We start from the raw sequence: 12910 nt of genomic DNA on the forward strand, positions 1-12910 counted from the left end.
GCGAGCGCCTGCCAGACTACCTGGCGTTGTTGTTTCTCCAGTCCGTATGCAGCTTTTCCGAAACAAGCGTGTGCTGCACGTCTGACCAATGCTTTTTCGAATTGACGACCTTGGTCGGGCTTTTTGCAAAGCCGTCGGCAGCGCCCGGATCATAATTGATATAGAGTTTGCCCTCGATGATCCGCCACGCCTTTGGGTCGATATTGGTGGTGACGGTTCCCAAAGACACCCCGTCAGCGCAATAACCGCCATATTGCGGTGCGTACTTGGCCGGCTCCTTTATGAAAAGATCGCGATTTTCTGCACTGGCAAAATGCCACGTGGCGCCCAGCCAGCGATGGCTATACTTCGCGGATCCCTCCACGGCCTCGTTCTGGGTGAAATAGGCCACGGGATCATATCCTTTGATGGCGACGTCGCCAAAATAGCCGGTATTGACGAAGTCTTCGGCCAATGAAGGCTGGGCAAAGAGCAACAGGGACGCGGTGAAGCCGAGGGCGCGGGCGCTCCTATTCCAGCGGTTTCGTTTGTGATCAGACATAACACACTCCGTTTTACGGGCGCGGCTTGGTGCTGCGACGAGAGGTCACTTTCGTTTCGTGCATTCTGTATAGAGCCAGGGGCCGACGAGCGCGGCGTCCTGGCAGGTTGCGCCTGCCTTCAACAAAAGGTCCGCCGCATCCCAATGCTCGCGCCACCCAGCCTGGGTCAAAGGCGTGTAGCCGTTTCTTTCCTTTGCTTCGATGTCCGCCTTGTTGGCCAGCAAGAAGGCGACCACATCCGCATGGCCCTCTTCAGCCGCCGCATGGAGCGGTGTCATCTTGTAGAAATTCTTGCTGTCGTTCACCGCCGCCCCCTTGGCGACGAGCAGCTTCACGACGTCGAGATTTCCGCCATAGGCCGCCGCATGCAACGCGGTCAGCCCGCCTTTGTTGCGAATTTCGATATCGACGCCGCGCTCCAGCAGCACGGCGACGACGCCGGGGTGTCCAGCGAGGGATGCCAGGAGCAGGGGCGGCTCACCGGCGCTGTCGGGTTCGGCCACGTCAAGGCCTTGGTCCAACAAGCGTTTCGTGCCTTCGACATCGCCATTCTTGGAGGCATCGTGCAAAGGACCGGCTGGAGCAGCGGCGGCCCATAGCATGGCTCCCAAAGCGGACGTGTAGAGAGGGTTCATCACACAGCCTCCGTGCTCACCTTCGGCCCCGCAAGACGACTGGCCAAAGTATCACAGGCGGTTCGCAGGAACAACAATTGCGCTGAAGCGGTCAGACCTTCACCACCTGCTCGGCAAAGTCCTCCGTTCCGAAGAACTTCAGGTAGCGCTCGACTTCCGAAGGCTCGCCGGTTGCCTTGCGGGGATTGTCGGAGAGCTTGACGGCGGGACGACCATTGGCGTCGCTCACCTTGCAGACGATCGAAATGGGATTGAGCCCGCTGATCTCCATCGGCGCGCAGCCGGCGAAATCGTTGGTCAGGTTCGTGCCCCAGCCGAAGCTCATCCGCACCCTGCCCCGGAAATGCCGGTAGGTCTGGAGAATCGTCTCGACGTCGAGGCCGTCGGAGAAGATCAGCAGCTTCTCTTTCGGATCACGACCCATCTTCTGCCACCAGGCGATGATCTTCTCGCCGCCTTCGATCGGCGGCGCGCTGTCGGGACGAAAACCCGTCCAATCGGCAACCCAGCCGGGCGCGTTGCGCAGGAAGGCGGCGGTTCCAAACGCATCGGGAAGGACGATCAGAAGGTTGCCGCCATAAAGCTGGTTCCAGTCCTGCAACACCTTATAAGGCGCTTCGCGAAGGTCCTGATCAGTGCGGGCGAGCGCGGCTGCCACCATCGGCAGCTCGTGCGCATTGGTGCCGAGCGCCTCAAGATCGGTATCCATTGCAAGCAGCACGTTGCTGGTGCCGGAAAAGGATTTGCCGATGCCTTCCTTCAGCGCCTCGACGCACCACCGCTGCCAGAGGAAACTGTGGCGGCGGCGCGTGCCGAAGTCGGAGATACGCAGGTCGGGATAGGTTCTGAGTTGCTCGACCTTCGACCACATCTTGGCCTTGGCCCGGGCATAGAGCACATCAAGCGCGAAGGGGCCCATGTCCTTCATGGCCGTGCGCGAGCGGAGCTCGTTGATGATCGCCAGAGCCGGGATTTCCCACATGGTCGTGTGCGTCCACTTACCCGGGAAGGTCAGCTCGTATTGGCCGTGACGGCGCGACAGCTCGTAATCCGGCAGCTGAAAATCGGCGAGCCAGGCGAGGAAATCGGGGGCGAAGATCTGCTTGCGGCCATAGAAGGTGTTGCCCGCAAGCCAGATCATTTCCTTTTTTGTGAAACGCAGGCCGCGCACATAGTCGAGTTGCTCGCGCAACTCCTGCTCGTCGATCTCGTCCGTCAAAAGCACGGTCTTGGTGCGGTTGATCAGCGAAAAGGTCGCGTCGACCTCCGGATAAAGGCGCCAGATCATCTGCAGCATCAGCAGCTTGTAGAAGTCCGTATCGAGCAGGCTGCGTACCACCGGATCGAGCTTCCAGGCATTGTCGTAGACGCGACGGGCGATATCCGTCTTGGTCATGAAAAAACTCCCCGCGTCCTGCCCTTCAATCACATGCCTGTGCGGCTCACCACGCACTCATGACACGGTACCCGGCTCCGGGGCAACAGGCTGATGCAAATAGCAAATCATCTCCACGCACCAAAAGAGGAGTGCAACTGGCCAGCACTGCGTGTCGGGCGGACTGGTCTCGCCCTGATGCTACGGCCGCAATCCGTCCAAATCAGGACTGCAGACGAGAATATAATCTCATGGATTAAGGCGGTAACCGTCCTGCGCTTCGCCAGCAAGACGATCCGAATAGCGTCGCATCATTTCGACCTGGACTTCCGTCTGGAACGCCATGACCTGTTGCGAGATCGCATCATCGGTGCAGCCAAGCGTCCTCAGCCGTTCGGCCAGCGCCCGGCACTCGCATTTCCAGTAGTGAAGTGCGGCTTGCCCGTGAATATTTTCAAGTTCCGACGCACAGCGCCGCACCAGGCCCACCTGCCCTGCCAGCGGGAACGGCACGACCCGTTCTTCCGATTCCGAAAAACGCACATCCTTCAACGCAGCACTCATCCGGCGGTTCTCCATGTTCCCGAATCTTGTTTACAAAGCATATGGTTAACGCTTCGTATCTACTGCGTGATCTTCCCTCATTTCGGGTCCTTCACACCGTTTTGTGATGGAGAAACCGGTGACGGCGGCACCATGCCGACTTTCGCGCCACCCTTCCACGGCGGCACATGAAACGGCTGGCCGGTCCAAAGCGGGAGATCATCTCTCTAGATAATCAGGAAATCGTCCGCTGCCAGTGCGCGGCCACCAGACACAATGGCAAACCTGATTGCCGCCGCACCACCGTCGCCGTCGGAATCGAACAGCAGGCTGCCGGTGCTTTTGTCATAAACGATGCGGTCGGCTGCATCGACCGCCGCCTTGCCGATGACGAACGACCCGCCATCAAGAGCGCCGGCGGAAAGCCCGGCGAAGACGGAGCTGTCCAGTTTGAACACGTCATCGCCAGAGCGAAAATCCAGGATCCTGTCGTCGTTTTCCGGCCCCAGTGCGGCGTCGAAGACGAAGGCGTCGTGCCCCATCCCACCCGACAGCTTGTCACGACCTGCGCCGCCGCTGAGGACGTCATCGCCGCCGGCGCCCCGGAGGCGATCGCAGCCCGTACCGCCGGAAATGGTATCGTCACCCGCGCCGCCCCGCAGGCGGTCGTGACCACCTCCGCCATCGAGGGAATCGTTGAACTGGCTACCGATGACCCGGTCGTTGCCGCCCATTGCGGCGACCAGGACGGGATGGTCGTAGCTTTTGTAGCTGACGGTATCTCCAACGTCGGTCAGAGCGATGGCTTCGGCAAGCATGATGGTAATGGTCGCCAGATTGCTGTTGCCCTGGCCATCGGTGGCGTAGACTGTAAAGCTGTCCGTCCCGGCAAACCCGGCTTGCGGAACGTAGTCGAAATAGTTCCCCTTCAGGTAGTCCTGGTGATAGTGCAGGCTCCCGGCATATTGGCCCTGGTAAAACGGATAATAACCGCCATCATATCGCGTCTCCTGCTCCACCGTGCCGTGCTCCGGCCCGTCCACGACGACAAAGCTCAATAAGTCGAAATCAGCATCCGACGCGCTGAACTTGACATCGTCGAGAGATTGTCCGGGCGACAGCGTGAAGGTTAGATCGGCCACCGCGGGAGAGTGATTTATCAGGGTGTCGGGCTGTAGCGCACCGTTTTCTAGAATGATTGCATGCTCGCCATACTGGGTGTTTTCACCGCCGAAATATTCGTTCGCGCCCAGCCACGTCACGGTAATGTCATCAGGACTTGGGGCGACAATAGAGACGACCTCCGCCGAACGATAGGCGGCCTCGACCGAGAGCGTACGGATATAGTTGCCTTGGTTGTCGAAGACGTGCGTTTCCAACGTCGTGAAGATCTCCGTCCGACCGTCGTTGGTGAAGGTCGTAACGGCGAAGAAACCGTCGAAGACGTCGACTGAAGCCAGGTCCACCCAACCAAAAAAATAGTCCTGCCGGACTCCAACCGGACCGACGACGTCGCCATCGGGCTCTGCTATCGTGAAAACAACTGCATCAGGGCTCTCATTGTTCGTGTCTTCCCAAACGTTGAGCTCGCTACCATTGCTTAGTGTCGGCATCAGCTTCTTCCAGGGTTACGCGCGCAGGTGGGAGGTTTTACCGCGAGGAATGGAAACCGACAATCGTGAAACGGTACCGCAGGTCGCCGCATGTGGACTGCCTTAGCAATCCGTTAGGAGAGTTGCTCAATGAGCCGTCCCGATAGAAAGGGCACCCCTGTTCCTCCCCTGCCTTTATTGCAAATAATCAGCGATCTATAGCGGATGTGGCAGTCCGCAGCGGTTGGTCCCGCATTGGTGACCTACGACAATGTGCACGATTCTGGGACAGAACTCGTCCCTGCGCGTTACACGTCGTGGCAGGCATCCGTCCATAAGATATCGATAAAATAAGTACGAACGGTCGATGAACGATTACGGTACGGGACCGGTCCGCGACCGGTTTCTCAGCCGCCGGTCGGCCTGTTCCGGTTGCCGCTTACGTCGATAGGCGTATATGCTTTTGGTTGCCGTCTTTTTCGGCAACGGAAATTGCCCTATGGCCGGGAACATCGGCTTCTCTCCTACGTTTTTCAAAAAAGCGGAGGAAAGCCATGACGCATCACATCGACAATCGACAGACCCAAAGACATTCAAAGCCGACTTATGAGGTCGCCAGTCACTGCAAGAAAAATGGAATCGACAAGGCCGAAGCGCGCAAGATCATTCAAATGCTGGGCCGTTTCGCCAGCCGGCACGAACTCGAAGTCAACGCTCCGCCGAAAAAGCCGCGGTTTCGATATTGATCGCTGATTTATCGCCCATTCGAAGCTACGCCGTCGCGCACTCATACCGCACTTTGCCTGTTTCCGCGTCGATGCCGACCAGGCTCACGTCATAGCCCCACAGATGGCGAACGTGCTGAAGGGTGGCGTCGCGTTCCTTTTCTTCCAGAAGGATGCCGTTCTTGATGTTGTGCCGCAGGCGCAGCTGGCGATCGCCCAGCAGGTCGACATCCACGACTTGTACGTCCGGCTGGTTCGCGCCGATGTCGTAGCTCTTGGCGAGGGCTGCGCGGACAGCCCGGTAGCCGCGCTCGTTATGAATTGCCGCAACCTCGCAATATTTTTCATTCCGCTGATCCGTCAGCAGGAACAGCCTGAACTTACGGATCAGAGCAGGACTGAGATATTGCAGGATGAAGGACTCATCCCTGTGGTTTGCCCAGGCATCGAGAAGCGTTTCGCGCCACTGGCCGCTGCCGGCTATGTGCGGAAACCAGTCGCGATCCTCCGATGTCGGATTGTTACAAATGCGCTCGATCTCCTGCATCATGGCAAATCCGAGCGCATAGGGATTGATACCCGAGTAGCGCGGATCATCGAAGGTCGGCTGAAAGACGACGCTTGAGTGGCTGTGGAGCATTTCCAGGATCGCGCCTTCGCTGATCTTGCCCTGGTCGAACAGCCGGTTGATGATGGTGTAGTGCACGAAGGTTGCGCATCCCTCGTTCATCACCTTCGTCTGACGCTGCGGATAGAAATACTGGGCAATGACACGCACGATCCGCAAGAGTTCGCGCTGCCACGGCTCAAGGATAAGGCTGTTCTTCTCCAGAAAATAAAGCAGATTCTCTTCCGGCAGATTAAGCACTTTCTTTCGCTCCAAGGCTTCGCGCTCGGCCTCTTCCGGGTTGGGACGCTCGGCGGAGCGCGGCAGCGTCCTCCACAGATCGCTGTAGGTCTGCTCCTCATATTCCAGCCGTTCGCGGGCTCGCTCCTGCTCTTTCTTGGAGGACAGTCGGGGCGGCCGGCGGGAGCGGAAAACACCTTGCTCCATCAGCGCATGCGCGGAATCGAGAATAGCCTCCACGGCGGATGTTCCATGGCGCTCCTCGCATTTCGCGATGTATTTCTTGGAAAACTCCATATAGCTCAGGATGGCATTGGCGTCCGTCCACTGTCGAAACAGGTAGTTGTTTTTGAAGAAGTGATTATGGCCGAAGGAAGCGTGGGCGGTCACCAGGGTCTGCATTGCCATGGTGTTCCCTTCCATCAGGTAGGTGATGCAAGGGTTGGAATTGATCACCAGTTCGTAGGCAAGGCCGTGATGGCCCTTGCGATAGTGGTGCTCCTCGAAAACGAAGCGCTTGCCGAAGGACCAATGCTGATACATCAGCGGCATGCCAACGGAAGAATAGGCATCGAGCATCTGCTCGGCGGAGATGATTTCGAGCTGGTTGGGATAGACGTTGAGACCGAGCTCATCGAGCGCGATCGTCTCGATGCCGTCATAAGCACGCGACAACGTTTTGAAATTCCAGTCGGAACTGTGAAATAACAGTTGTGACGTGGCGCTCTTTGCCATTGCCGGCTCCAATCAACTGCGAAACTGCATGGTCGGCTGCCTGGCGAAGAGCTTCCGAAAGACAGGATAGATGTCGGAAGGCCGTGCGATCCGAGTCATCTGGAAATTCGGCCACTTGTCATCGACGGTGCGATAAGCGCGCCAGAGCGACGTGCCGTTGTCGGTCGACCCAAAAATCTCGGTCTCCCGTTCATCGATGATCTCGACATAGGCGTAGTATTGGCACAGACGCATCAACGCCCCGTTTAATATCGCTGAGCAGCGTTCCGAATCGCGGGGGATATTGTCGCCGTCCGACGCCTGCGCCGCATAGATGTTCCATTCCTTCGCGGGGTAACGTTCGCGGATGATGTTGAGCATTTCCTCCAGCGCGGTGGATACCACCGTGCCGCCGCTTTGCGTGCTGTAGAAGAAGGTGTCCTCATCGACCTCGCCGGCCTCATCGGTGTGGCGGATGAAAACCATGTCGATCCGATCGTAGCGCCGCTTCAGAAACAGGTGCAGCAGAACGAAGAAGCGTTTGGCGAGATCCTTCTCCCGCTCGCCCATGGAGCTCGAAACGTCCATCAGGCAAAACATCACGGCATTGGCGTTCGGCAGCGGCTGGCGCTCGAAACGGTTGAAGCGGATGTCGACGGGATCGACGTAAGGGATGCGCCGGCGCCGGCGCTCCAGCACATCGAGTTCCTCACGCAGCGCTTGCAGGCGTTGACGCTTTGATGCGTCCAGGCTCATTTCCGCTTCCAACTGGGCGATTTCCTCGGCGAGCGCCTCGACCGCCTTTCGCCCCGGCCGGTGCAGCGCGATGCGCCGGCCATAGCTATTGCGCATGGTGCGGCCGACATTGATGTTCGTCGGAGAGCCGCTGGTGGCAAAGCCTGCCCGTCGCGGCTTGAAGGCAACGGCTTCCTTCAGGCTGAGCTTGATCATGTCGGGAAGTTCAAGGTCCTCGAAGAAGAGATCGAGCACTTCCTCACGCGACAGCAGGAACTGGAAGTCGTCCTCATCCTTGCCGGTGCCGGCACCCGACCCTGTCCCACCGCCGCCGCCGCCCTGTTTCTCAATGCGATCTCCCGGGGTGTATTCGCGGTTGCCCGGCAGGACATATTCCCGATCACCACTGTCACGCGCCGGCCGGAATGTCGGCTCATTGGAACCGCCCACCGGCATAGGCACCTTGTGCCCAGCGTCCACATCGGCGATGCGGTCCGTCTTGACGTGCTCCTTGATGGTCCGCTTCAGTTCCTCGCGTGCGCGCTTCAGGAAACGCCGCCTGTTGCCGAGGCTCTTGTCTTTCGGATTGAGGCGACGGTCGATGAAATTCGGCATGGACTACCCCAGGAGCATGAAGCCGAAAAGTATGAAGCGGCTTTCGGGCGACATCATGCTCCAACTCTTGAATTGAGAGGCGGATTCCGGTTTCAAGTGGATTCGACCTGAAATCATCCGGCTCTGGACATCCCTACCCTCACCCCGCCTTGTTGACGCGCATGTACCACTCAACGAGCCGCCGAACCTGCCTTTCGGTATATCCGCGCTCGATCATGCGGTGGACGAACTCTGCATGCTGCTTTTCGGTGGCACTGTCTTTCTTGGAACCAAAGCTGATTACCGGCAACAGATCTTCCACTTGGCCGAACATACGCTTTTCGATCACTTCGCGCAGCTTTTCATAGCTCATCCAAGACGGATTTCGGCCATGGTTCTTGGCGCGGGCGCGCAGCGTGAACTTGACGACCTCGTTACGGAAGTCCTTCGGGTTGGCGATGCCGGCCGGTTTCTCGATCTGCGACAGTTCGTTATCGAGGACTGTCCGGTTGAGAATCTGCCCGGTGTCGGGATCCTTGAAGTCCTGATCCTCGAGCCATGCATCGGCATAGGCGATATAGCGGTCAAACAGGTTCTGGCCGTATTCGCTGTAGGATTCCAGATAGGCCTTCTGGATTTCGTGGCCGATGAACTCGGCATAGCGGGCCGCCAGTTCCGACTTGATGAAGTCGAGATAGGCTGCCTCCGTCTCCTTGGGAAACTGCTCGCGTCGGATCGCCTGCTCCATGATGTACATGAGATGCACCGGATCGGCGGCTATTTCCTTGGTGTCGTAGTTGAAAGTCTCCGACAGCACCTTAAAAGCGAAGCGGGTGCTGACGCCCGTCATGCCCTCATCGACGCCGGCGGCATCGCGATATTCCTGCACCGATTTCGCCTTCGGATCGATGTCCTTCAGGTTTTCGCCGTCATAGACCCGCATCTTCGTGTAGAGGGGCGAGTTCTCATGCTCTGCGAGCCGTGTCGAAACGGTGAAGCGGCTCAGATTTTCAAGCACCTCCGGGGCGCACGGATTGTTGGCCAGTTCGCTTTCGCGAAGGAGCTTTTCGTAGATCTGCCGTTCTTCGGTGACGCGCAGGCAATAAGGCACCTTGACCACCAGAATGCGGTCGAGGAATGCCTCGTTGTTCTTGTTGTTCTTGAACTGCAGCCATTCGGATTCGTTCGAATGGGCAACGACAATGCCCTGATAGGGAAAGGCGCCGAAGTTCTCCGTGCCGTTGTAGTTGCTCTCCTGCGTGGCCGTCAGAAGCGGGTGCAGGACCTTGATCGGCGCCTTGAACATTTCGACGAATTCGAGCAGTCCCTGCGTCGTCCGGTTCAGCCCGCCGCTGTAGGAATAGGCGTCGGGATCGGCCTGGCTGAAGTTTTCCAGCTGGCGGATGTCGACCTTGCCGACCAGCGACGAGACGTCCTGGTTGTTTTCGTCGCCCGGTTCGGTCTTGGCGATGCCGATCTGGCGCAGACGGGACGGCATCAGCTTCACGACGCTGAATTTCGAGATATCGCCGCCCACCTCGTCGAGCCGCTTGGTCGCCCAGGGTGAAATCAGTCCGGTGAGGCGCCGCCGGGCGATGCCGTATTTGTCTTCCAGAAGGTCGGCCATGCGTTCGGGATGGAACAGGCCGAGTGGAGATTCGAAGACGGGGCTGATCTTGCCGCCGACCATCAGCGTATAGATCGGTCGCTGCTCCATCAGCTTCTTCAGTCGCTCTGCCAGCGACGACTTGCCGCCGCCGACCGGTCCGAGCAGATAGAGGATCTGCTTGCGTTCTTCGAGGCCCTGGGCGGCATAGCGGAAATAGCCGACGATCCGCTCGATCGTATCCTCCATACCGTAGAAATCGGAGAAGGCGGGATAGATCTTGATTGTTCGGTTGGAGAAGATCCTGCCGAGCCGCTCGTCCGAACTAGTCTCGACGAAGGTCGGGTCTCCGATCGCTGCGACCATCCGCTCCTGCGCGGTGGCGTACATGTTCTTGTCATCACGGCATGCAAGGAGATATTCCTGGAGGCTGATCTCCTCTTGCGCTGCGCTGGTGTAAATCTCCGAAAAGAGATCGAAGACGTCTGTTTCACCTTTTGGCATCATGCTCTCCCGCGGCCGATTGGTTGCGACGGGATCGCTGGCTGATCGGCTCGCTCATGAGATCAACGGTTTCCCTTGTAGTAAAGTTCCTTCACATAACCGGCATTAGCATTGAATTTGCAGGGTGGCGCCAAGCGACAAGTTGCGCATGCGCGCCGGTGGCCAATACCGGGATAAGACACGTCGGTGTACCCGTTGCACCGACTCAGTAGTGTAGTGAAGACCGCCCCCGATGGCAATTCTAAGTGCCCAATTATAACGAGGAATCCATCGTCATCGTCACCGTTTCAAAGTACGAAGCGGCCGGTCGCCATCGCGCCCGCGTCATCACAATGGATGGCGCAATCGATAGCTGATCGCCGAATCCGTCGCGTTGGATGAGGGTGTTTGACGCCCATTTCGTATAATCAGGCTTGCTAACCATACCCGCGAAAGTAGCAGCCCCATGCGGGCGCCACCCTTCCGGCGTTTGGCACCCTCATCCGGCAATACCACCATACCTCTTGCGACGGCGCCCGACTACCCCAAAGCGTTGGCCCCTACCGCTTGTATCATTCTGCCTACCGCAACCGTGACATGGTAAAAATGGCTTATCGGTTCAGTGCCGGATAGAGGGGCCGATCTCCGGCGCACGTTCCCGCCCCCCAGGGGATCGCAGGGAGCCGGGAACACCAACGTGCTGAATGGGGAGACAAAAATGCATATTTGGTCGACGTAGCGCCAGCCCGATCATCGAGAGCGCGGACTGACAGTCTGTAGCCAACCGCAGACTTGGCCGTGCGCCAAGACTTGCGCCAACAGGCACGCGGTCACCGGTAATCTCAAACCTTACCAGCAACCCAGCCGATTTTTCTGCTGAACGCAGCGCGCCTTGTCGTGCGCCGCGAGCAAGGGAATTTGACAATGAGGACGTTCCATCCAGCCTTATCTGGCAGACAGCCGGATAGCACCTCGGGCCATATCGCCGATGACATGCACACCTTCCCGCGCCGCAATGGCCGCAACTGGTCCTTGCTCCTGATCTTCGGACCAATGACGATCGGGGTCCTGGCCGTTTTTTTCTGGCTGGCGTCGGCGCTCCTGTCCTTCGTAAGCGCTGCTGAACCGATGGCATTCAGCATATACTGCATGGATCACATCGATGAGTGCCCGACCAAGGGGCCGAGATTCGTCCGCTATTCGGCTCCGCTGATGCAACTCGTGAGCAAGGTGCAAACCCAGGTCAACGGCGCAATCATCCCTCGGCGGGAAACCGTCGATGTGTGGTCGGCTGACGTCGCCAGTGGGGATTGCGACGACTATGTCATGACAAAGCGACGCAGGCTCATTCGAGCCGGCGTTCCCGCGACAGCGATGCGCGTCGTCGTCGGCCGCCGCTTCGGCGAAAGCCATGTCGTGCTGGTCGTGAAAACGGACCGGGGCGAGATCGTCCTCGATAACCTGCGACGCACCGCATACCTTCGCTAAGCGATGTGAACGCCGCCGAGTGACCAGCCTTCGGGAGGCGTAGCCGGCAGGTCAGATCCTGGCCGGCCACGCGGATGCTTAGTTTGCAGTATCGACTTCAATCGTCGTCGTTGTTGTTTCAGTGGTTGTTTCAGTTGTCGTTTCAATCGTCGTTTCAGGTGACGTTTCAGCTGTCGTTTCCGGCAGCGTCTCACGGATTTCGTCGATCTTGCCGACCGCTGGCCCGACACCCAGGATTTCCTTGGCGTCCTCCAACGTCTCATCGGTGACAACGCCGTCCTTGGTGAAGTCGGCGAGCGCATCTCGCAATGCCTCGTCGCTCAGAGCCGGATCGGCGGGAATGACGTCAGTGCCGTTTTCGGATTCGAATTCCGCATAGGCTATCGCATAGGCCGAAATCGCCGCCATGCGGGGATCGTTCGAATTGAGGTAGGCATGATAATTCCGATTGAGCGAACTTATTGCGGCGGTGTCGGCCTTTTCTACCACAACCGTCGTCTTGGCCGCCTTGACTGTCTTGGCTGCCTTCGGCGCCTTTTCAGTGGCAGCTGACTTTTCGGATTTCTTCCCGAATGAAAAAAGCGACTTCAGCGTCGGCGTGTGATCCGCGCTTTTGCCCTTGGTGCTCTTGTCCGAGTGCGTGCCCTTGCCTGAGTGCGCCTCGCCAGACTTTCCATGGCTGTCGCTGCCGCGGCCGCCTCCATTGCCGTTGCCGCCACCATTACCGCCGCCACCGCCGGAGTTGCCGTTGCCGTCCTTCGCAAAGGCCGTGCCGGCGATGCCGAAGGTGCCGCTTGCCACCGGGGCAGCCGCAATGGCCAAAGCGAGGATGCTTTGGCCAATTAGTTTCGAAATAGCCATAGTGACCTCCCGTTGAAGATTCGTAGCCTCGTTACAATGACTGAGTCACTCTCGAAGTAAGGGGACAATAGTTCGTGCAGACGCGCGGTTCCATTGCCTTCGGACCATTGCTACAACAGGTAAGACTTAGGTCCTATCGCCGCGGCGCCAAAAGTCCGGGCCGCATCGGC

The 12910-nt window shown here is 58.5% G+C and carries 11 protein-coding genes; 2 read left to right on the forward strand and 9 right to left on the reverse strand.

Annotated elements, in window-relative coordinates:
* Window positions 1-16 precede the first annotated feature (16 nt).
* The 5 genes from A3AY_RS0132150 to A3AY_RS0132170 all read right to left on the reverse strand — a co-directional run bounded on the left by A3AY_RS0132150 (window position 17) and on the right by A3AY_RS0132170 (window position 4708).
* Window positions 17-541 (reverse strand): YHS domain-containing (seleno)protein, encoded by a 525-nt coding sequence (locus A3AY_RS0132150; protein ID WP_018329772.1) that lies wholly within the window; start codon window positions 539-541, stop codon window positions 17-19.
* Window positions 542-586: 45 nt separating this feature from the next.
* Window positions 587-1177: an ankyrin repeat domain-containing protein gene (locus tag A3AY_RS0132155; RefSeq protein ID WP_051108454.1), complete on the reverse strand. Its 591-nt coding sequence runs from the start codon at window positions 1175-1177 to the stop codon at window positions 587-589.
* Window positions 1178-1268: 91 nt separating this feature from the next.
* Window positions 1269-2573, reverse strand: coding sequence for a nicotinate phosphoribosyltransferase (pncB, locus tag A3AY_RS0132160; RefSeq protein WP_018329774.1), 1305 nt, complete (start codon window positions 2571-2573; stop codon window positions 1269-1271).
* A gap of 228 nt (window positions 2574-2801) precedes the next feature.
* Window positions 2802-3116, reverse strand: coding sequence for a DUF6074 family protein (locus A3AY_RS0132165; RefSeq protein WP_018329775.1), 315 nt, complete (start codon window positions 3114-3116; stop codon window positions 2802-2804).
* Between the two features lie 206 nt (window positions 3117-3322).
* Window positions 3323-4708 (reverse strand): Ig-like domain-containing protein, encoded by a 1386-nt coding sequence (locus A3AY_RS0132170; protein WP_018329776.1) that lies wholly within the window; start codon window positions 4706-4708, stop codon window positions 3323-3325.
* Window positions 4709-5241: 533 nt separating this feature from the next.
* Here A3AY_RS0132170 and A3AY_RS0132175 point away from each other — a divergent pair.
* Window positions 5242-5433, forward strand: a complete 192-nt coding sequence (locus A3AY_RS0132175) for a hypothetical protein (RefSeq protein WP_018329777.1) — start codon at window positions 5242-5244, stop codon at window positions 5431-5433.
* Between the two features lie 25 nt (window positions 5434-5458).
* Here A3AY_RS0132175 and A3AY_RS0132180 read toward each other — a convergent pair whose 3' ends face one another.
* The 3 genes from A3AY_RS0132180 to A3AY_RS0132190 all read right to left on the reverse strand — a co-directional run bounded on the left by A3AY_RS0132180 (window position 5459) and on the right by A3AY_RS0132190 (window position 10412).
* Window positions 5459-6994: a SpoVR family protein gene (locus tag A3AY_RS0132180; protein WP_018329778.1), complete on the reverse strand. Its 1536-nt coding sequence runs from the start codon at window positions 6992-6994 to the stop codon at window positions 5459-5461.
* A gap of 12 nt (window positions 6995-7006) precedes the next feature.
* A complete protein-coding gene (locus tag A3AY_RS0132185) occupies window positions 7007-8323 on the reverse strand; it encodes a YeaH/YhbH family protein (RefSeq protein WP_018329779.1) in 1317 nt (438 codons plus the stop codon).
* Window positions 8324-8462: 139 nt separating this feature from the next.
* The gene (locus A3AY_RS0132190) at window positions 8463-10412 is read right to left on the reverse strand and encodes a PrkA family serine protein kinase (protein WP_018329781.1); all 1950 of its coding nucleotides are present in this window, start codon (window positions 10410-10412) and stop codon (window positions 8463-8465) included.
* A gap of 903 nt (window positions 10413-11315) precedes the next feature.
* Here A3AY_RS0132190 and A3AY_RS37270 point away from each other — a divergent pair.
* On the forward strand, window positions 11316-11879 hold the full coding sequence (locus A3AY_RS37270; protein WP_051108455.1) for a transglutaminase-like cysteine peptidase: 564 nt from the start codon (window positions 11316-11318) through the stop codon (window positions 11877-11879).
* 78 nt (window positions 11880-11957) lie between these two features.
* Here A3AY_RS37270 and A3AY_RS0132205 read toward each other — a convergent pair whose 3' ends face one another.
* A complete protein-coding gene (locus A3AY_RS0132205) occupies window positions 11958-12740 on the reverse strand; it encodes a hypothetical protein (protein ID WP_018329784.1) in 783 nt (260 codons plus the stop codon).
* Window positions 12741-12910: the final 170 nt, after the last annotated feature.

Source organism: Rhizobium giardinii bv. giardinii H152, assembly GCF_000379605.1.
GTDB lineage: Bacteria > Pseudomonadota > Alphaproteobacteria > Rhizobiales > Rhizobiaceae > Pararhizobium > Pararhizobium giardinii.